The organism is Chryseobacterium sp. P1-3 (genome assembly GCF_000738495.1).
Lineage (GTDB): Bacteria > Bacteroidota > Bacteroidia > Flavobacteriales > Weeksellaceae > Chryseobacterium > Chryseobacterium gallinarum.
Genome location: NZ_JPEQ01000010.1, coordinates 67,225 through 87,159 on the forward strand (window position 1 = coordinate 67,225; position 19,935 = coordinate 87,159).

Consider the following 19,935-nt stretch of genomic DNA (forward strand, 5'->3'; position numbering starts at 1 on the left):
AAGATGAAAATCGAAGATTTTCAAAAACTTTAGTGATCTTAAAAAGAGTTAGTAAGTAGTCACTTAAACTCACCTACACGTCATAATCTTTTGTGCCTTTTGTGGTTGGATTTTATTTTAAAGGAAAACTTTACGCCTTCTCCAAGCTCAAATAGCGATGCGAGAAGTCACCCAAATGTTTCCTCAGGAAGCCTTTCTTCCACATACATTTTGAAAAGCTCATCAAGACTTCCTAGAATTTCGTCTTCACCTAAATTTTCTTTGTATTTGGTGTTAAGGCGCATTCCCAGCCTGTCACCACCAATATGAAGATTATATTTACCATATGCCGTTCCTATCAGCCCGATTTCTGCATTTGGTGATCTTCCACAACCATTGGGACATCCGGTCATACGAATGGTGATATCATCATTCTGAAGTCCATATTTTTCAAGAACAGGCTCTATTTTTGTTACTAAGTCAGGCAGATAACGCTGAGCTTCCGCTAAAGCCAGGGAGCAGGTATTCAAAGCAACACAAGCCACTGAGTTTTTACGCATTGCTCCTGCATTTTCCGTATAATGGGCAATTCCATATTCGGTAAGAAGCGTTTCTATTTCAGCTTTATCATTTTCTGTAATATCAGAAAGAATCAGGTTCTGGTTACAGGTAAATCTGAAATTGGTTTTTCCGGTTTCAGCGATTTTTAATAATCCTGTCTTTAAAGGATACCCTTCTATATCCAAGATTCTTCCATGTTCTACAAATACCGTATAAAACCATTTCCCTTCATGATTCTGCACCCAGCCATAACGGTCTTTCCTTTGGGTAAAGGTGAATTCACGGACAGGTTCAAACTGAAATCCTGTTCTTTTTTCAACTTCTTTTTTATATTCTTCAATACCCAGTTTATCAATCGTATATTTTAATCTCGATAATTTTCGGTCACTCCTGTTTCCGAAGTCGCGTTGTACTGTAATAATTTCATAAACCGCTTTCAAGGCTTTTTCTTCCGAATCCACAAAGCCTAAAAGAGAAGCCAGACGGGCATAAGTCGCTTCATTTCCATGAGTAGCCCCAAGTCCTCCTCCGGCAGCGATATTGTACCCTACCAATTCATCATTTTCAATGACAGCGATAAGGGCAATATCATTGATAAAAACATCCACATCGTTATTAGGCGGAATGGCAATTCCTATTTTCAGTTTTCTCGGCAGATATCTGTCCTGATACAGAGGGTCTTCTTCTGCTTTTCTTTCAACCACCAATTCATCATCAATCCAAAGGTCATAATACGCCTTTGTTTTTGGCAGGCACATTTCGCTTATTTTTCCCGCCAATTCATAGACCTGCTGATGCAATGGAGATTCTGAAGGATTCGACGTACAGGTAACATTTCTGTTGACATCCCCACACGCAGCAACGGAATCAAGATGCTGCAGGTTAAACTGCTGAATGGTAGGTCTGATATGTGATTTTAGAATCCCATGCAGCTGGATTGTCTGCCGGGTAGTCACTTTAATAACTCCGGTGGAATGCTCTCCTGCAATGTCATGAAGGCCAATCCACTGATCTCCTGTTAGAAAACCTCCCGGAAGCCTTAGCCTGATCATAAAAGAATACAGCCATTCCAGTTTTTTAGCAATTCTTTCTTCGCGCCTGTCTCTATCGTCCTGCTGGTACATTCCGTGAAATTTGATGAGGTTCTGATCATCTTCTCTGATGGCTCCGGTATAGTCATCTAAAAGGCTTTCCCTTAAGGTTCCTCTTAATCCGTTACTTTCTGTTTTGATTCTTTCTACCGGTGAAAGATTATTTTTTTGAGTCATGTTTTTATTTTATGATGGTTGTGCATTCAATATGATTTTTTTAGCTATAAAATCTTTGCGTTTATCTTATTTTCACGCAGATTAAGGTGATTTCGCAGATTTTTATGAGAATCTGCTTAATTTGTGAAATCTGCGAGATAAAAAATCAAAATTGTACTCTTTACTTCACACAAAGATTCATATTATGATTAATACACATCTTTATGATATCTGCCGTTTAGTTCCAAATCTTCGAGGTAAAGTCTGGCTTCTTCCGGGCTTTGCTTCCCTTCCCATTGAATGATCTCTAAAAGAGTATTTTCAACATCTCTACTCATTGGATCTTTAGCTCCGCAAACATATAAGGAGGCTCCACTTTCCAACCAATGGTATACTTCCTGAGCTTTCTGCTGTAGTTTATGCTGCACGTATATTTTTTCAGCAGTATCTCTTGAGAATGCCAGATCTAAATGAGTTAAAGTCCCTGTTTTAAGGAAATCCTGTAACTCTGCCTGGTAAAGAAAATCTGAAACAAAATTCCGGTCTCCGAAAAACAACCAGTTTCTACCCTCGGCACCCAGTGCATCTCTTTCCCATAGGAATGATCTGAAAGGTGCAATACCCGTTCCCGGTCCAATCATAATCATATCTTTATCAGGTCCAGGAAGCCGGAAATGTTTTGCTTCCTGAATATAGAATTCCAGATTTTCTCCTTCATTAAATCCTGCCAGAAAGCCACTACATAATCCATCCTGCTTTTTGTCATCAATAAAAAATTCAGATCGGGCAACGGTAATATGAATCTCAGTATCACCATGAGCCTCAGGAGATGAAGAAATGGAATACAGACGAGGGGCCTGCGCTGTCAAAACCGGGATTATCTGTTCAAATTCTTCGGCATTTTTCACAGGATAAATCCTTATCAGATCCAGAAGTCCCAAACGAACTTCCGGGATACTGTGTCCTGTAATTTCTGCATAACGGGCAACGGTTGTTTTAAGCAGATAACTTATATTAAGATGTTTATGCAACAATTCCTCTACACTCGCTGTAATTTTTGCCGTCTCAATCTGCTTTTGAGGATTGATTCCTGTCAGGCTAATAATTTCATCCACAACCGGTTTGGGATTAAAGGCAACCACTCCTAATGCTGCTCCCGGAGTATAGACAATAGGTTCTTCCGTTTCTATTTCTATATGATAAGTCTCTTTTTCAGAGGTTATGTCATTAAGATTGATGATGGATGAAATTTTTCCCTGATATTTTTTTTCTTCCTGTAGAAGCTTTTGGAACTGAAACACTTTTGCTGCTGCTTTCTGCTGTTTTGTTTACCACATCCAGGATATGTCCGGCCCAGCTTTCAGCGTCCCGCTCATAATCTACATCACATTTTTTTCAAAGGAATGATACGTTGTGCTCCCATGACTTCGAGACGGGAATCTACATCTTCCCCGGTCTTACAGAACAAGGGATAACTGCTGTCTCCCAGTGCAAGAACACCAAACTTAAGGTGATTAAGATCAACATCATTTTCATGGATATGATCATAAAACTTTTTTACAAGGACCGGAGGCTCACCTTCTCCCTGTGTACTGATAATAACAAAGAAAAATTCTTCTTTGACAAGGTCTTTAGGCTTATACTGAGACAGATCAGCCAGTTTTACCTGAAGACCTTTTTTCTTAATCATTCCCGCCAATTCTACCGCCAGCTTTTTACTATTCCCCGTTTCAGTTCCGTAGGCAAGGGTAATTTTTTTTACAGCAACGGAATAAACAGGCGCAGAATGTGACAGAGAGGGCTCTATAACAGACGCTGTTGACAAGCCGGCAAGGCCCGCAAGGAAACCACTGGCCCAAACAGCTTCATCTCTCGAGAAACTGCTGGATATTTCTTTAAGTACATTTAATTTATTTTCAGACAGCATATTCAAATAAATTTTGTGGATTAGGTAAGATACTTCCGTTAGTGACTGATTTAAAGTACAGCCCTTCCTGTGTTTCTGCCGATAGCCATGAAAATTCTTCATGCAGATGAACCACTTTGCCAACAACAACCAGAGATGGGGATATAAATGTTTTGTTCCCTAAATTCTTCTGAAAATCTTCCAGGGAGGATGTATAAACCTTTTGATAAGGCGTGGTTGCCTGCTCTATAACTGCTATTTTTTTCCCATTCATTGCTCCGAATTTCAAAAACTTTTCTACCAAAGCATTCAGATTTCCTTTAGACATGTAAAAAACAAGGGTATCATCTGAGTTGCCCAGTTCTTTCCAGTAAGCATCAGTTAGAATTTCACTTTTATAATAGGTCAGAAAACGAACTGAGGTCGCATGATCTCTGGCCGTTAAAGGCATTCCTGCATAGGCAGCAGCTCCCAAAGCTGCTGTAATACCGGGAATAATTTCATATGAAATCTGATTTTGCTTTAAAGCTTTTAACTCATCAAGGACATTGGAAAAAACTGAAACATCTCCTCCTTTAAGCCTTACGACAATTTTTCCCTGTTCTGCATATTCTACCATCAGGGTATTGATCAAGGATTGTGGTGTAGAAGCATTTTTACTACATTCTTTGCCTACGTATATCACTTCTGTTTCCTTATTGACATAGCGGTCTATAATTTCGGGACTTACCAGCCTGTCACACAAAATAACATCAGCGGAAGCAACAGCTTTTACAGCTTTCATTGTAATCAAATCAGGGTCACCAGGCCCTGCACCCACCAGGTAAACCTGTGGTGTATGAGGATGTATCATGGTATGGAATTAAATGGGGTTAGAAAAGTCCTTCGACAGACAGGTATCTTTCACCTGTGTCGTAGTTGATCGTCAGTATTTTAGAGCCGGAAGGAATTTCCGGAAGTTTTTGAGCTACCGCAGCAAGAGCTGCTCCTGTAGAAATTCCTACAAAAAGGCCTTCTTTTTTAGCGGCATTCTGAGTATAGGTGAAAGCTTCTTCTTTTCCCACTTTAATGATGCCATCCAGAATATCAGTGTCTAATATGGAAGGAACAAATCCTGCTCCCAAACCTTGTAAAGGATGTGGTGCCGGAACTCCCCCACTCAATACCGGAGATAATTCAGGTTCTACAGCAATTACTTTAATATTGGGAAGTTTTTCTTTCAAAACTTTTGCGATTCCGGTGATATGTCCGCCCGTTCCTACTCCTGTGATCACGTAATCTAATCCTTCAGGAAAATCTTTCAAAATTTCCTGAGCAGTAGTTTCTGTATGAGCTTTTACATTAGCCGGGTTGTCAAATTGTCTCGGAATCCATGAATTGGGAGTTTCTTTTGACAGTTCTTCTGCTTTTTCAATTGCCCCTTTCATTCCTTTTTCTCTGGGTGTTAACACAAATTCTGCTCCGTATGATTCCATAATTTTACGGCGCTCAAGGCTCATACTTTCAGGCATCACCAGAATCAGCTTATAGTTTTTTACGGCAGCTACCAATGCCAGTCCTATTCCTGTGTTTCCACTGGTAGGTTCTATAATGACACTATCTTTATTTAACAGGCCTTTCGATTCTGCATCTTCAATCATAGCCAAAGCAATTCTGTCCTTGATACTTCCTCCGGGATTGTTTTTTTCCAGTTTAATCCAGACTTCATGATCGGCTCCGAAAAGTTTGTTGATTCTGACTACCGGTGTATTTCCGATCGCTTCTAATGTGTTTTGGAACTTCATATCTATTCAATTTATGTTATTTTTTATATTACAAATGTTAAAGATTCGGGAAGGGGCCCGTTATCCTTTATTTTTATTTCGCTTTTGTTGTAGACCAGGGAATTAGCCGGTACATTTTGGGTGATCCAAACATTTCCTCCAATAATACTGTCTTTTCCTACTGTAGTATTTCCTCCTAAAATAGTTGCCCCAGAATAAATGATGACATTGTCTTCAATATTGGGATGTCTTTTTTGGTTGGCAAATTCTTTGGAAACATTCAATGCTCCCAGAGTAACTCCCTGATAAATTTTAACATGATCTCCGATTACCGTTGTTTCTCCGATGACAATACCGGTTCCATGATCGATGAAAAAATGTTTTCCGATTTCAGCTCCCGGATGAATATCCACACCTGTTTTGCTATGCCCATATTCTGAAATAACACGCGGCAATGTATTCACTTCCTGCATCCAGAGCTGGTGAGAAATCCTGTACACATAGGTTGCAAAAAAACCGGGATAAGAAAGAAGTATTTCTTCCAGAGATTCTGTCGCAGGATCAAATTCCAGAATGGATCCGGCATCTAAAATGAGCGTATGGTAAATGTTGGACAATTCATCAAAAAAAACTTCTGTTTGCTTTTTAGCCCAACTTTCATCATGATTAACTCCACTTAAAATAAGTTCAAAAAGTGCTTTATTCAATTTCTCAAAATCCTGCTGCAGCTGTTCTTCAGTATCAATATGCTGTGGAAGAAACAGGGTATTGTATAATCCCGTCACAAAAGTTTCCATCTTGGTTTTATCAAAAAAACCATGAGGACCCAGCTTTTTATTTTGAAGAATATTTCCGATAAAATCTAATGAAACAGGCATTTACTGAATTATTATGGCTGCAACAGTGGCATTGGACGTTTCATCCACCAAAATTGCAGATCCGGTTGTTTTGTTGCTGATAAAATCATCAAACACCAACGGCTGTGCCGTCCTGATTCTGACTTTTGCAATCTCATTGAGCTTCACCTCTCCTTTTACTTCTTCATGTTCCAGGGTGTTGACATCAATTTTATAATCGATTTCTTTGACCACAGCTTTCAATAACCGGCTGTGATGCTGTATCAGATATTTATTACCCGGCTGAAGCGCTTTCTCATCTACCCAGCACAATAATCCTTCCCATTCTTTTTCTACCTGAGGAAGCTCTTCCCTAGTGGTAAAGAAATCTCCCCTGCTGATATCAATATCATTTTCTACACGTATAATGACAGGCTGCCCTTCAAAAGCTTGCTCTACTTCGGCTCCATTGATTTCAATGGAAGATATTTTCGTAGCAATACCTGCCGGAAGAATGTGAATCTGGTCTCCTTTTTGAAAACTTCCGCTTAAAACCTGTCCGGCATATCCTCTATAATCATGCAGTTCTTCAGTTTGTGGACGAATCACATATTGAACCTGAAAGCGGTTTCCTTTATTCTTCTCCTGGTCAATATTTACTTCTTCCAAATATTCAAGGAGGGGTTTTCCTTTATACCAATCTGTATTGGACGATAGAGAAACAATATTGTCTCCGTTAAATGCCGAGATTGGAAAATAAGTTACATCCTTCAGGCCAAGACTTTTTGCAATATGAGAATATTCTGCTTTGATGTTTTCAAAAATCTCTTTTGAATAATCCACCATATCCATTTTATTAATGGCTACTACCACTTTTTTCAATTGTAAAAGCGATGCGATGATTGAGTGTCTTCTCGTTTGCTCAATAACTCCTTTTCTGGCATCAATGAGAATGACCATCAGATCTGAATTAGAAGCTCCGGTGACCATATTGCGGGTATACTGCACATGTCCCGGCGCATCAGCAATAATAAACTTTCTTTTGGCCGTTGAAAAATACCTGTAGGCAACATCAATGGTAATTCCCTGTTCTCTTTCCGCACGCAATCCGTCTGTTAGAAGAGCCAGGTCTACTCCGTCCTCATTTTTGTTTTTAGAGTGTTTTTCAAGTACTTCCAGCTGATCCTGCAAGATACTTTTGCTATCGTAAAGCAGTCTTCCGATGAGGGTACTTTTACCGTCATCCACACTTCCTGCTGTTATAAATCTTAATATGTCCACGTTCTTTGATTATAAATGATTAGTTATAAGTAATGACTCATATTGAATGTTCATTAGTTATTAAAAATAGCCTCCTTTTTTACGGTCTTCCATTGCTGCTTCGGTAACCCTGTCGTCAATTCTGGTCTCTCCTCTTTCGGAAATTCTGGTAGCCAGTATTTCTTCAATGACGCTGTCTACTGTAGCGGCTTCAGATTCTACCGCGGCTGTACAAGTCATGTCTCCTACGGTTCGGTAGCGTATTTTTTTTGTAATTACAATATCATTTTCTTCCAGAGAAGCAAATTCGGAGTTGGCGATCCATTGTCCGTTAAGGTCTACTACTTCTCTTTCATGCGAAAAATAAATAGACGGAAGGTCTATATTTTCTCTCCGGATGTAATTCCAGACATCCAGCTCCGTCCAGTTGCTGATCGGAAAAACTCTTACGTTTTCACCTTTATGGATTCTTCCGTTGAAAATATTCCATAGCTCAGGGCGTTGAAGTTTAGGGTCCCATTGTCCAAATTCGTCCCTCACTGAAAAAATCCTTTCTTTAGCTCTGGCTTTTTCTTCATCTCTACGTGCTCCACCGATACAGGCATCAAATTCAAATTCTTCAATAGTATCAAGTAAAGTAAACGTCTGCAACCAGTTACGGCTTGGAAAACGACCTTTAGGTTCGGTAAGCTTTCTTTCTTTTATTGTGTCTTCCACTTTACGGACAACCAGATCTACTCCTTTTTGTGCCACAAGCTGATCTCTGAAATGTAATACTTCAGGGAAATTATGTCCTGTATCTACATGAACAAAAGTGAAAGGTATTTTTCCGTAAGGAAATGCTTTTGAAGCCAGGTGAGCCAGCACAATACTGTCTTTTCCTCCACTGAATAAGAGTGCAGGACGCTCAAACTGCCCTGCAGTTTCTCTTAAAATGTAAATAGATTCAGATTCTAATTGGTCTAAATAATTGAAATGATATAGTGACATAGTATATTTTTATTGATGAATATGTAAACCGCATTCTTTTTTATCAGCATCTTCCCACCACCAGCGGCCGGCTCTAAAGTCTTCTCCTTCTTTTATAGCTCTTGTGCAGGGCGCACAGCCAATACTTACAAATCCTTTTTTATGCAGATAGTTGTAAGGCAGATGATGAGACTGAACATAGTCTTCTACCTGTTTTGTTGTCCAGTTCAAAAGCGGATGGAATTTGATGATCTGATGATCCGCATCCCATTCCAGCTGAGGCATTTGTTTCCTTCCTACGGAATGTTCAGATCTTAAACCGGTGATCCATACTTTGTATCCTTTAAGTGCTTGTTTCAAAGGCTGAACTTTACGGATATTACAGCAAGCCTTTCTTTGATCTACTGATTGATAAAATGAATCCGGGCCGTTTTCTGATACAAATTTTTGTAAAGCTTCCGGATCCGGATAATAGACCTTGATATTTTTTTTGAAAAAAAGCTCTTGAAGCCGTCCATGTTTCATATGTCTGCTCAAAAAGCCTTCCCGTATCCAATGTGAAAATATCAATATCAAGGTCTTTTATCAAATGAGTCACTACCTGATCTTCATAACTGAAACTGGTAGAAAAGATCACCTCTCCAGGAAACAATTCTGATAGCTTTTTCAAAAAATCCACCTTAATCTCCTCTTCTGAAGCCAGTTCCAGTAGTTTATTGAATTCTATTTTCAGATGATTTTCCATTTGCAATTGATTTTAACTGATGCAAATATATATAAAATTCTATATATCCTACCAAATTAGTAGAATATAACATTAAAAAAAATTTTGATTTTATTTCAGAAATGATGTAAGAGTAGCTTCCATCATGCTTTTCCTGGTTTTTTCACGAACAATAATTAATTCTTTTCTAAGATAACATACTGCCTCATCGACACAGTCGTCACAAGGTTCATAAAAATTTAAAGATACGCACGGAGTCAGAGCGATAGGACCTTCAAAAATCCGGTAAATATCTGCTAATGAGACCTCATCCGGGGACTTAAGAAGGTAATACCCTCCAGCTGTTCCCTGTTTACTATTGACCAGCTTTGCCCTTTTCAGTTCCAAAAGAATCTGTTCCAAAAACTTTCTGGGTATATTTTCATCCTGAGCAATAACAGCAGTGGGCAAAAACCCCTGATTGTAGTTTCTTGCCAGCCTTACCATTGCTTTTAGAGCATATTTGCAGCGTTTGGACATCATAATCCATGCAAGTTATAACAATTTATCCGATTGGCGAAATATGGGTTAAACATCAGTTTAAAAAGATAAAACATAAGAGAGTCCTGATGAAAATAAAACCAACAAAAGTTTTGGACACTTTAGCTTTTTAAAGTTAAAAGCATAACGCTAAGAAGTTCACACAAGGTAAAATCAAAGATTTTTGCTACCTGCTTTATCTGCATGATTAAACTACACATAAACATCTGTGAAAATCTGTGAAATCTGCGGTTTAAATTAAACCACAAAAGACATTAAAAATTTTTGGACACTTTAGCTTTTTAAAGTGAAAGCATAGCGCTAAGAAGTTCACACAAGTTAAAATCAAAGATTTTTTTGCTACCTGCTTTATCCGCATGATTAAACTACACATAAACATCTGTGCAAATCTGTGAAATCTGCGGTTAAAATTAAAAGCATTATGTTTTAAAAAGAACCCATAAGTTAAAATCAAAGTTTTATTCACCATTTCATTGATTCTTTCTAAGTAAACGTATTATCAGAAAGATGCCATAAAAATAAAATCTGAACAATATACATCGTATATTTGTTCAAATTTAAGATATCTGATGAGTACAATAGAATTTAATCAATTGTGGAAAGAGAAATTACTGAATCGTTTTCTTAGTTATGTAAAAATATATTCAACCAGTGATGCTGAAAGCGAAAATACTCCCTCCACTTCAAGACAATGGGACATCGCAAATTACATTACTGAAGAACTGAAGACAATAGGTTTGGAAGATGTTTCAATTGATGATAACGGTTATATTATGGGATATGTTCCTTCTAACCTTGAAAATGATGACAGGCCTACGATTGGATTTATTTCGCATTATGATACATCCCCTGACTTCAGTGGTGAAAATGTAAGACCACAGGTGTGGGAAAACTATGACGGAAATGATCTTCTTCTAAATCAGACTACAGGATTTACTTTGTCTCCTTCAAAATTTGAAAGCTTAAAAAAATATATCGGCCAGACCCTGATTACCACGGATGGAACCACTCTTCTTGGTGCTGACGATAAAGCCGGATGCGCGGAAATTGTAACGGCTGCAGAGTATCTTATTGCCCACCCGGAAATCAAACATGGCAGAATTGCTGTAGGATTTACTCCGGATGAAGAGATCGGAAGAGGAGCTCACAAGTTTGATGTTGCAAAATTCGGGGCTGAGTGGGCTTACACCATGGATGGCGGAGAAGTTGGAGAATTGGAATATGAAAACTTCAATGCTGCCGGAGCGGTAGTTAAAATTCACGGATTAAGTGTACACCCGGGTTATGCCTATGGGAAAATGATCAATGCTGCGCTTTTAGCAGCTGAATTTGCCCAGATGCTACCTGCTAATGAAACTCCTGCAACGACAAAAGGTTTTGAAGGATTCTACCATTTAATGGATATTACTGCTGATATTTCTGAAGCTAAACTTCAATACATCATCCGTGACCATGACGCTGATAAATTTGAGGCAAGAAAGAAATTCCTTGAAGCAAAAGTAGCTGAATTCAATCAAAAGCATGGTGAAGGAACGGCAGAAGTAGAAATCAAGGAACAATACAGAAACATGAAACAGCAGTTTGAAGGTAAAATGCATATTGTAGACCTTGCAGCCAAAGCGATGAAAGAAGCTGGTATTGAGCCTAAGATCAAAGCGATCAGAGGAGGAACGGATGGGGCACAACTATCTTATATGGGCCTTCCATGTCCTAATATCTTCGCGGGAGGCATCAACTTCCACGGACCGTACGAATATGTTGCTTTAGAAAGTATGGAGAAAGCAACTGAAGTTATTATTAACATCGTAAAAGCTTAATACAATGATTAAAAAGCTCTTAGCATTAGCATTCATTATTACTTTTGTGTTCGGCTATGCCCAGGTTTCTGAATTTCAGAGGGCAGATTCCCGCTATGACAGAAAGATAAAGGCTTTATATAACAAATATCCTAAGCCTAATGATCTAAGAACTAAGAAGGAGTGGCTTTTGACAGAAGAGAAAATATCAGCGTATAAAAACGCACTGGATAAAGTTTCTGCTGAAGAGAAGAAACTAATTGCATTAGATCCTCCAACAAAATCAAAAATCACTAAAGAAGCTGAATATGATAAAGGTAAGGCCTCTTTCCAAAAACTTTTATATGAAGCAGTGGATCTTGCTTTTTTAAATTTTTCTTCGGATTCTTACAAAGCAACAATGACTTTTGTGGTTGACTCTAAAGGAAATGCCCTTGATGCCAATGTAAAAGGAAATAACGAAGATGTAAATGCCTTTATTGAAGCAGCTTTTTACCGCATTAAAAACCTGGGCAAATGGAAACCCGCAGAAAGCAACGGAAAACCGGTATCTTCTACTGTATCCCTTCCTTTGGTTTTAACATTTAAAAAATAAATACAATGCTGCTTCAAAAAATGAGGCAGCATTTTTTTAGACACCTATCATTTTATTCTGCAAAAGTGAGAAGGTGAAATATGGTTATACGCAGATGTTTGTAGAGAAATCTGTACAATCAGTTCAATCAGCGAGAGATAAATAACTTAGAGCGTTTACACTTTTTTAATTCAAAAACATATCACTCTAAGATCCAGATGATTAAAAATATAATGAACTGGTTTTTTTATTATATTTACAATGATATACAAGCAAAACTATTAATTTTTTAACATCAGATTACTATGAGAAAAATGAAAAAACTAACCAGACAAGAGTTACAAACCATTCATGGAAACGGAATAGGAGATAATTGTCACATGGGAGGAGATTCCTATAATTGCCAAAGTGACTGCCAGTGCGCCTGGGGAAAAGCTTGTGAGATGTACGATGATGGAAGCCCGGGACAATGCATTGCTGTTGGAGGAGGAGGCAATCCCGGTGGTGGCGGTAACACCTGTATACCACCAACCATTTGTGTAGAAGAACCTTATTAATATTTATTTATCGGAAGTTATTACAACTTCCGATTTTTATTTTCAGCCGGAAACAGAGTTTTGTCAACGTATTCTTACCTTTCATCAAATAAAATTTCATCTCCCTTTTCTGATCCGTTGTTTTGCATCAAATTTTTAACAATTATCAGTTTATGAAACAACATTTTCTGTCATTAAGTGCCTTATTACTATGCATTACTTGTTCGGTAGATATTCAAGCTCAGCAGACTCCCGCTTTTCATATCGGGGTAAAGGGCGGAACCAGTTTTACCAAAACCTCAACGGAATCTTCTTTATTGGAAGGGAAATACGGCTTCGGCTATCAGGCGGGCGTAATGACCAGAATGGATATTGGCAGGCTGTATGTACAAGGAGAAGCCTTATTCAACAAAAGAAAGACCTCTTACGATATCAAGGACGGAAGTTCAGCCAAGCTCACCTGGAATGCTATTGATATTCCTGTAGTAATAGGATACAAAGTAGTAAAAGCCGACGAATTTAACGTAAGGGTTTTTGCCGGCGGAGTTTACAGTTACGCATTTAATAATAAAATATCCACTTCACATGCGATCCAGGAAGGGTTTATAAAATTTGATAAATCAAACATCGGAATTACAGGAGGTGTGGGAGTAGATTATAAGAATTTCACAGTGGATCTGCGGTATGAAACCGGGTTGTCAAATATCAGTAAAGATTTTAAATCCAAACCGCACAGTTTCAGTCTAGGGATTGGCTATTTCCTATTCTAAAAAACTTAAATTATCTTTACCATTAGAAACTGTCCCTGTACAGTTTCTATTTTTTTATGAATTTACTCAAGTTTCTCCCCATGACCAAATCTTTTGTTTTAAAAGAGCATATTTTTACCTTTCTGTTCTGGTTTGTTTTTACCATTGTCTTATGGTGTAATTTTCAAACCTCTACAGAAAAATATCTGGCTATGATACAGGCTTCTATTATTGGGTTTTGCTCTTTTACTTTTACTCATTTTTTAACCAATAAACTGCTACCCAAAGCTTTACAGGCAAAAAAAATGAGACAGTTTCTCATTCAGGCAATTATAGTCATTTTCCTGTTGAGTCTGGTATTCTCTGTTATTTTCACCTATCTTGAAGCTGCTCCAAAAGAAGAGCTTCCGGAAAATATATGGGATCATCTCCCCTATTTGTGGCAAGGATTTTACATGTCTTTACCTGCCTCACTTCTGATTAACGGGTCTGCCTGCGGAATTAAATTTTACAAAGAACATGGAAGGATAGAAAGAGATCATATCCTTCTTCAGCAGGCTCACCTGGAAAATCAGCTTAAGTTACTGCAGGATCAGATTAATCCTCATCTGGTTTTCAACATTATGAATCATATTCATATCCTGATGAAAACAGATACTCAACTTGCCGATTTTTTGCTGATGAAATTCTCAGACATCCTAAGATATCAACTCTATCATTGTAACCAGCCTATGGTCCCTTTAGATAAAGAAATTGAATACCTTCAAAATTTGGTAGAAGTGGAAAAGCTAAGATGGGGGAATGAGCTTCATGTAAAGACCTCCTGGGAAATCCATAATAAAAAAGCCGATATTGTTCCCTTATTGTTGGTCCCTTTTATTGAAAACGCTTTTAAATATGTTTGCAGGCTTCCCGGCCAAACCGGTTATGTTAAAATATTTTGTAAAGAAGAAAATAACAATCTCTACTTTTATGTTGAAAATCCTTACTCGGAAATCGCTGTTCACAAAAAGAAAGACGGCATCGGAGGAATTGGTCTTCAAAATGTAAAAAAACGTCTGAAATTACAATATCCTGATTCTTATGACCTTAAAATTGAATCTGATAATCTGGTATATAAAGTAACTTTACTCTTAAAACTGTCTGAAGAAAATGAGCAGTAATATCCCCAAAATGAAATGTCTGATCATCGATGATGAACCCCTGGCTAGATTTCACCTGAAAGAACTTGCTGATCAGGTAGAATTCTTATCTGTAGAGGGGACTTGTGCCACTGCGTTGGAAGCAGACGCCAAAGTAAAAGAAAACGAAATAGACCTTCTTTTTCTGGACATCAATATGCCTTATCTGAGCGGTCTGGAATTTTTAGAACAACTTGAAAACCCTCCCCTTTGTATTCTGACAACTGCTTATTCTGAATATGCATTGGAAGGCTTTCGCCTTCAGGTTGCAGATTATCTTTTAAAGCCTATTGCTTTCAATCGTTTTTATCAGGCAGTAAATAAAGCCCAGCAACAGTTTATTATCAATGAAAAGCTGAGGAAAAATACGCCTTTGGATGATCCTTTTCTGTATGTAAGACAATCCGATACCTTTGTCAAGGTTTCCTGGGTGGACATTTTATACATAGAAAGCATGCAGAATTATACGAAACTTCATTTTAAAGATAAATCCCTGATCATCCATCAGACTATGAAAGCGATTGAAGAATCCTTACCTTCCGAACATTTCTTCAGAATTCACAAGTCATTTTTAATCAACATCACCCATATTGATATGATTTCAGGAGGGCGATTATTTATCAACAAAACAGAGCTTCCTATTTCCCGAACCCGGAAAGAGGAACTGCTCAATCAGGTGGTGTATAAGAAGCTGATCAGTAAGTAAGAAGGGAGGCGGGAAGAGGGAAGTTATGGAGTTTTTAAACAATACTATTTATCTTCTTTGAGTAAAAATAATCGTTTTGCCAGCGTTCAATAATTATAACTGGAAGAAACTTCGCGGCTCCCTTCTTCCAGTTTTCAGCCTTATAAATTCCAACGCAGTGCTACAGCTGCATAAAATGTAGTGGAAAAACGAGGGTCGTCCATTTTCTTATCCCTGAAAATACTCTTGATTTTCCGGTCGTTCTCACTAAAGCTCCGTATTAAAGTAGTTCCTCCCGTAAGCCGGAGGCTTAACCGATCACTAAGTTGTATTTCTGGCCTTAAACCAGCTATAATCTGTTGATATCCTAATAACATAGATTTACCGTCTTTATTTCTTTCTACCGACATCCCGTTGAGGTTTACAACAGCCTTTAAGGCAAACTTATCCGTGAATTGATATCCGGCTTCCATTCCTTCAGGAAAATTGATGTTAAATTTAATTTTTCCGTTTGTTTTCCAATCGAAATAAATCCAGGGCAAAATCATGGGAACCCCAAATGCTGTAGTGAGGACCGGGCCTCCTCCCAATGCAAGATTAGGACTGAAATGCCTGATAAACAAAATTCCTCCCTGCCCCAGTACATCGTCAAAATTGATCTTTTCCATATCGGTATATACCCCTACAGAGGCTGTCATCATCATGCTCCACTTTTTACCTAAAGGCCGGACATGCTGTATGCCGACCTGGGCATTCAGCATTTCATTGGGAAACAGCTGGGTTTCATAATTTCTGTGCGTCATCCTTGCATAGGAACCACTAAGCAGCATTGACCATGCTTTTACTTTCCCGTTACTATCTTTCTTTACCGATAAAGGAATACTCAGGTTAAGATCTACTCTTTTAAAATCGCTTTTAGAGTTTGTTTTTACACTGTCTTCAGGACGGATGTAGTTGGAACCCGGGATATACTCCGTTTTCAGCTCAGCAGATATTCCGGATTGTGCATTGACCCAATATCCTAATGGCAACAGACAGCACAAAGCTGTCATAAGGCTTCTCTTCATAATTTTAAATTTGATGCAAAGAGAAACCTTTACCTGTTTTCTGCAAAAAATACTTGATTAAGTGCCCGGATGATATGACAACAGGAATAATTAGCAGGATTAAAAATCCTTCAAAAACGACTTTCGACCCGGTAGCCACTTTTTGACTTTTAAAAATCTGATATCCAAACCAAACTGCAATCACAGCCATTCCCGTACGTGTCACGACCATCGGAATGATTGAATTAGCTTCCAATAAGCCTAACAGTCCGGACATCAAAAAGGTAACAATTAACTGTGTAAATCCCAATAATGCCGCTGCAGTGCCACGCCCTTCTTTAAAAGGAGATAAAGCATGAGCGGAGGTGATAGGAAATAGAATACCAATTGCCAGTAATGACAAATACAACACCGCTATTTCCAAGGCTACAGAAAGATGTTCAGCAGCAATCAGAATATGCAGGGCACAAACTACCAAAAGAGCGATTGTTGCGATAAATAAAAGGTTTGAATTACTAATCCTCTTAATCAGTTTTGGAGTAATATAAGCTGCCGTTATCAATGCTAACGAATTAAAAGCAAATATAAAACTGAAAACTCCACTTGAGAACCCATGAAGTTCCATAAATAAGAAGGGAGCATTAGAAATATAGATGATCAGGGAGGCAAAAGCAATACTTCCCACCATTGTACTGTTGATAAAATCCCGGTTTGAGAGGATCATCTTCAATTGATCTTTTAATCCTATTTCATTCCTGTGTACATCAGGCTGGCTGATTCTGATATTGGTCTCCGGGACATATTTGTAGACCATAAAAAAGGTGATCAGCCCCATAATACATAAAAAGGCAAATGAACTGTTCCATCCCCAGAATTTAAGGAATACACTCCCCAGTAATGGTGCTACAATAGGAGCAATACCACTGATCTGGGACTGTTGTGAAAAAATAGTGACTGACTTCTGCTTGTCATAAAGGTCAATAATGATAGCCCTCCCGATAACAATCCCGGCGCTTCCTCCAAAGGCCTGCAGAAAACGCATTGCCCATAAAACATAAATATCTGATGTAAAATAAATTGCCGTTGCTCCTGCAATAAAAAGTAAAAGACCACAGTATAACATAGGTTTACGCCCTTTTTTATCTGATAAAGGCCCCCACAATAATTGCCCCAAAGCGAATCCGGCAAAGAAAACCGAAATGGATATCTGAATATGCCCGATATCGGTTTTAAAAATTTCGGCCATGCTTGGAAAAGCAGGAAGATAAAGATCTATACTTAATGATTCCAACGTGTTCAGCAGTGCTAAAATAAACACCACTATATTTAACTTCTTCATAAATAATGTAAGCCTTCACAGGCGATTTTAAGTCGGCAAAATTGACTAAAAAAGCAAAAGCTTACAATAAAAGAACTGAAGGAAGTATAGGACAAATTGAGGATTTAAATACAAAAACAAATAAAATACGTTAATTTAAACCCATCCTGATTGTAAATATTGAAGATCACCTTTTTTCATTATTCTTAAAAGAGTCGGGGTTTTGCCCGGTATGTTTTTTGAAAAATCTTGAAAAATATGAAGCATCGTTAAAACCAAGTTTGAAAGCAATCTCTTTTACAGTAAGGGCACCAAAGCTGAGTTCCCTTTTAGCCTCCAGGATAAGCCGCTGGTTAATCATCTTTTTTACCGATGTCCCTCTCAAAAGACGCACAATATCGTTAAGATGATGAGTACTTAGCTTTAATTTTTCAGCATAGAAATTTGTTTCCTTGTGCACGATATAGTGTTTTTCAATCAGCCCCACCAGCTCCTGAATACGTTGACGGTCATTCAGTAAAGGCTCCTGAGGGTTAATTTGTTCTCCGATAATAATGCAGAACGCTTTCAGATATGCCTTTAAAAGCTCAGTCCTTGACGTGGCTTTATATTCCTGCTCAATCAATAACAGGATCGTACTGCAGGTTTTTATATTTTCAGGATGTAAAAAAAAGGGCAACACTCCTCCTGTGAGCACCCGGTCTATATCACAAACTTCTGTAAAAATCTCCCTGCTTATAGCCATGGCATATCCGTCTTCACCTTCTATTTTCATATTGAATGCCTGCCCCGGTGCAATGATGCAGATTTGATTGTCCTGAAGCTTATGGCTTTCAAAATCCAGCTCAAGACAGCTTCTTTCATGCACTTTCCGGAACCAGATAATCTCAAAGAAATTGTGCCGGTGAACGTCGTGAAAATTCTCCGGGCCTGCTGCCACTAAGGTGCTCATCTGAAATTCTTCAGAAGTAAGGTGGTGAACCGGGATTTCTTTTTCTGGTACTATCATCAATGCATTTTTAAGAGAGTTAGCAATAAACAAAAACCACAGCAAAAAAAGTGCTGCGGTTTTCTACAATATTCAAAAATTAAATATAATTTTATCCGTTTTGCTGGTTTCCCAGAAAAGCATCCCACCCCTGAGCCGTAAGAGCGACAAGCTGATTGGAACCTCTGGCAACCATGAAATTCCCATCTTCTTTTTCTACCGCATGTCCGATAATGGTAAAATCCGGATGATTTTTAATTTTATCAAAGTCACCAGGAGCGATCGTAAACAGCAGCTCATAATCTTCTCCTCCGCTTAAAGCAGCCATTACCGGATTTAAATTCATTTCATCCGCAGTAGAAATCGTAAGGCTATCCATCGGAACTTTCTCTTCATACAGTCTGAATCCTACTTTAGACTGATCAGAGAGATGAAGAATTTCGGAAGCCAGTCCGTCCGAAATATCAATCATAGAAGTCGGCTTGATATCCAGTTCTTCTAAAATCTTTTTAACATCTGTTCTTGCTTCAGGTTTTAATTGTCTTTCCAGGATATAGTCATAGCCTTCCATTTCGGGCTGCATATTTGGGTCGGCTAAGAATACGGCATGCTCTCTTTCCAAAATCTGTAATCCCATGTATGCGCCACCTAAATCTCCTGTTACGACAAGAAGATCATTCGGTTTTGCTCCGCTTCTTTTTACAATATTATTCTCATTCTCGATTCCAATAGCTGTAATGCTCATCACCAATCCGGAATTGGAACTCGTAGTATCTCCTCCGATAAGGTCTACTTTGTATCTTGTGCAAGCAGCCTGAATTCCGGCGTAAATCTCTTCCAGAGCTTCCACCGGAAAACGGTTTGAAACGGCTAAGGAAACCAGGATCTGAGCAGGCGTAGCATTCATGGCGGCAATATCACTAAGGTTTACCACCACTGCCTTATATCCTAAGTGTTTTAACGGGACATACCCCAAATTAAAGTGAACTCCTTCTGCCAGAACATCTGTGGTAAGAACCACTCTTTTATTTTCAGGATTAATAACCGCAGCATCATCTCCTACTCCAAGCTCCGAAGATTCGTTGGATAGTGGAAAGTGCTCAGTCAAATGCTTGATAAGGCCGAATTCTCCTAGTTTTGAAATGGGCGTCAGCTCCTGTGATTTATCTTCAAACATAAATTTCTGTTTATAAGTGATCATTGATAAATGACGTCTGATTTTTCATGCATACAAAATTTTTCACTTGTGTACCATTAATCAAATAATCATTTATCGT

At 38.4% G+C, this 19,935-nt stretch carries 19 protein-coding genes and 1 pseudogene; 6 read left to right on the plus strand and 14 right to left on the minus strand.

Annotated elements, in window-relative coordinates:
* Positions 1–167 precede the first annotated feature (167 nt).
* The 10 genes and pseudogenes from HX13_RS14515 to HX13_RS14555 all read right to left on the minus strand — a co-directional run bounded on the left by HX13_RS14515 (position 168) and on the right by HX13_RS14555 (position 9,767).
* Positions 168–1,808 carry an NADPH-dependent assimilatory sulfite reductase hemoprotein subunit gene (locus HX13_RS14515; RefSeq protein ID WP_050021703.1) on the minus strand — a complete coding sequence of 547 codons (1,641 nt, stop codon included), beginning with the start codon at positions 1,806–1,808 and terminating at the stop codon, positions 168–170.
* A 188-nt stretch (positions 1,809–1,996) separates the two neighbouring features.
* Complete coding sequence (locus HX13_RS24470; RefSeq protein ID WP_238555368.1) at positions 1,997–3,088, minus strand: sulfite reductase flavoprotein subunit alpha; 1,092 nt, start codon at positions 3,086–3,088, stop codon at positions 1,997–1,999.
* A gap of 83 nt (positions 3,089–3,171) precedes the next feature.
* The gene (locus HX13_RS24475; RefSeq protein WP_238555369.1) at positions 3,172–3,714 is read right to left on the minus strand and encodes a flavodoxin domain-containing protein; all 543 of its coding nucleotides are present in this window, start codon (positions 3,712–3,714) and stop codon (positions 3,172–3,174) included.
* Positions 3,704–4,546, minus strand: coding sequence for a uroporphyrinogen-III C-methyltransferase (gene cobA, locus HX13_RS14525; RefSeq protein WP_050021704.1), 843 nt, complete (start codon positions 4,544–4,546; stop codon positions 3,704–3,706). Before cobA ends, HX13_RS24475 begins: the two co-directional genes overlap by 11 nt.
* Before the next feature lie 19 nt (positions 4,547–4,565).
* Positions 4,566–5,477, minus strand: coding sequence for a cysteine synthase A (gene cysK / locus HX13_RS14530; protein ID WP_050021705.1), 912 nt, complete (start codon positions 5,475–5,477; stop codon positions 4,566–4,568).
* A gap of 23 nt (positions 5,478–5,500) precedes the next feature.
* A complete protein-coding gene (epsC, locus tag HX13_RS14535; protein WP_050021706.1) occupies positions 5,501–6,334 on the minus strand; it encodes a serine O-acetyltransferase EpsC in 834 nt (277 codons plus the stop codon).
* Positions 6,335–7,573: a sulfate adenylyltransferase subunit 1 gene (locus HX13_RS14540; protein ID WP_050021707.1), complete on the minus strand. Its 1,239-nt coding sequence runs from the start codon at positions 7,571–7,573 to the stop codon at positions 6,335–6,337.
* Positions 7,574–7,633: 60 nt separating this feature from the next.
* A complete protein-coding gene (cysD, locus tag HX13_RS14545) occupies positions 7,634–8,542 on the minus strand; it encodes a sulfate adenylyltransferase subunit CysD (RefSeq protein ID WP_050021708.1) in 909 nt (302 codons plus the stop codon).
* 9 nt (positions 8,543–8,551) lie between these two features.
* Positions 8,552–9,266 (minus strand): annotated as a pseudogene (locus tag HX13_RS14550) (phosphoadenylyl-sulfate reductase).
* Positions 9,267–9,356: 90 nt separating this feature from the next.
* Positions 9,357–9,767 carry an RrF2 family transcriptional regulator gene (locus HX13_RS14555; protein WP_082129165.1) on the minus strand — a complete coding sequence of 137 codons (411 nt, stop codon included), beginning with the start codon at positions 9,765–9,767 and terminating at the stop codon, positions 9,357–9,359.
* Between the two features lie 587 nt (positions 9,768–10,354).
* On the opposite strand from HX13_RS14555, the gene pepT reads away from it, so the two are divergent.
* From pepT to HX13_RS14585, 6 genes are all read left to right on the plus strand, one after another.
* Positions 10,355–11,602, plus strand: coding sequence for a peptidase T (gene pepT, locus HX13_RS14560; protein WP_050021709.1), 1,248 nt, complete (start codon positions 10,355–10,357; stop codon positions 11,600–11,602).
* A gap of 4 nt (positions 11,603–11,606) precedes the next feature.
* Positions 11,607–12,176 carry a hypothetical protein gene (locus HX13_RS14565; protein WP_050021710.1) on the plus strand — a complete coding sequence of 190 codons (570 nt, stop codon included), beginning with the start codon at positions 11,607–11,609 and terminating at the stop codon, positions 12,174–12,176.
* A 293-nt stretch (positions 12,177–12,469) separates the two neighbouring features.
* Positions 12,470–12,712 carry a hypothetical protein gene (locus tag HX13_RS14570; RefSeq protein WP_128572432.1) on the plus strand — a complete coding sequence of 81 codons (243 nt, stop codon included), beginning with the start codon at positions 12,470–12,472 and terminating at the stop codon, positions 12,710–12,712.
* A gap of 152 nt (positions 12,713–12,864) precedes the next feature.
* Positions 12,865–13,461 (plus strand): porin family protein, encoded by a 597-nt coding sequence (locus HX13_RS14575; protein ID WP_050021712.1) that lies wholly within the window; start codon positions 12,865–12,867, stop codon positions 13,459–13,461.
* Between the two features lie 80 nt (positions 13,462–13,541).
* Complete coding sequence (locus HX13_RS14580) at positions 13,542–14,603, plus strand: sensor histidine kinase (protein ID WP_050021713.1); 1,062 nt, start codon at positions 13,542–13,544, stop codon at positions 14,601–14,603.
* Positions 14,593–15,327, plus strand: a complete 735-nt coding sequence (locus HX13_RS14585) for a LytR/AlgR family response regulator transcription factor (protein ID WP_050021714.1) — start codon at positions 14,593–14,595, stop codon at positions 15,325–15,327. The genes HX13_RS14580 and HX13_RS14585 overlap by 11 nt, the downstream gene beginning before the upstream one ends.
* A 140-nt stretch (positions 15,328–15,467) precedes the next feature.
* Here HX13_RS14585 and HX13_RS14590 read toward each other — a convergent pair whose 3' ends face one another.
* From HX13_RS14590 to thiL, 4 genes are all read right to left on the minus strand, one after another.
* Complete coding sequence (locus HX13_RS14590; protein ID WP_050021715.1) at positions 15,468–16,373, minus strand: DUF6268 family outer membrane beta-barrel protein; 906 nt, start codon at positions 16,371–16,373, stop codon at positions 15,468–15,470.
* Positions 16,374–16,377: 4 nt separating this feature from the next.
* Positions 16,378–17,691, minus strand: a complete 1,314-nt coding sequence (locus tag HX13_RS14595; protein ID WP_128572433.1) for a multidrug effflux MFS transporter — start codon at positions 17,689–17,691, stop codon at positions 16,378–16,380.
* A 166-nt stretch (positions 17,692–17,857) separates the two neighbouring features.
* Positions 17,858–18,679 (minus strand): helix-turn-helix domain-containing protein, encoded by an 822-nt coding sequence (locus HX13_RS14600; protein WP_128572434.1) that lies wholly within the window; start codon positions 18,677–18,679, stop codon positions 17,858–17,860.
* A 91-nt stretch (positions 18,680–18,770) separates the two neighbouring features.
* Entirely contained in the window at positions 18,771–19,835 is a 1,065-nt protein-coding gene (gene thiL / locus HX13_RS14605; RefSeq protein WP_050021887.1) for a thiamine-phosphate kinase, read from the minus strand.
* Between the last annotated feature and the right edge of the window lie 100 nt (positions 19,836–19,935).

Coding starts and splice junctions, on each gene's coding strand:
- HX13_RS14515 (WP_050021703.1), bottom strand. CDS start 1,808: ATGACTCAAAAAAATAATCTTTCACCGGTAGAAAGAATCAAAACAGAA.
- HX13_RS24475 (WP_238555369.1), bottom strand. CDS start 3,714: ATGCTGTCTGAAAATAAATTAAATGTACTTAAAGAAATATCCAGCAGT.
- cobA (WP_050021704.1), bottom strand. CDS start 4,546: ATGATACATCCTCATACACCACAGGTTTACCTGGTGGGTGCAGGGCCT.
- cysK (WP_050021705.1), bottom strand. CDS start 5,477: ATGAAGTTCCAAAACACATTAGAAGCGATCGGAAATACACCGGTAGTC.
- epsC (WP_050021706.1), bottom strand. CDS start 6,334: ATGCCTGTTTCATTAGATTTTATCGGAAATATTCTTCAAAATAAAAAG.
- cysD (WP_050021708.1), bottom strand. CDS start 8,542: ATGTCACTATATCATTTCAATTATTTAGACCAATTAGAATCTGAATCT.
- HX13_RS14555 (WP_082129165.1), bottom strand. CDS start 9,767: ATGATGTCCAAACGCTGCAAATATGCTCTAAAAGCAATGGTAAGGCTG.
- pepT (WP_050021709.1), top strand. CDS start 10,355: ATGAGTACAATAGAATTTAATCAATTGTGGAAAGAGAAATTACTGAAT.
- HX13_RS14565 (WP_050021710.1), top strand. CDS start 11,607: ATGATTAAAAAGCTCTTAGCATTAGCATTCATTATTACTTTTGTGTTC.
- HX13_RS14570 (WP_128572432.1), top strand. CDS start 12,470: ATGAAAAAACTAACCAGACAAGAGTTACAAACCATTCATGGAAACGGA.
- HX13_RS14575 (WP_050021712.1), top strand. CDS start 12,865: ATGAAACAACATTTTCTGTCATTAAGTGCCTTATTACTATGCATTACT.
- HX13_RS14580 (WP_050021713.1), top strand. CDS start 13,542: ATGACCAAATCTTTTGTTTTAAAAGAGCATATTTTTACCTTTCTGTTC.
- HX13_RS14585 (WP_050021714.1), top strand. CDS start 14,593: ATGAGCAGTAATATCCCCAAAATGAAATGTCTGATCATCGATGATGAA.
- HX13_RS14590 (WP_050021715.1), bottom strand. CDS start 16,373: ATGAAGAGAAGCCTTATGACAGCTTTGTGCTGTCTGTTGCCATTAGGA.
- HX13_RS14595 (WP_128572433.1), bottom strand. CDS start 17,691: ATGAAGAAGTTAAATATAGTGGTGTTTATTTTAGCACTGCTGAACACG.
- HX13_RS14600 (WP_128572434.1), bottom strand. CDS start 18,679: ATGATAGTACCAGAAAAAGAAATCCCGGTTCACCACCTTACTTCTGAA.
- thiL (WP_050021887.1), bottom strand. CDS start 19,835: ATGTTTGAAGATAAATCACAGGAGCTGACGCCCATTTCAAAACTAGGA.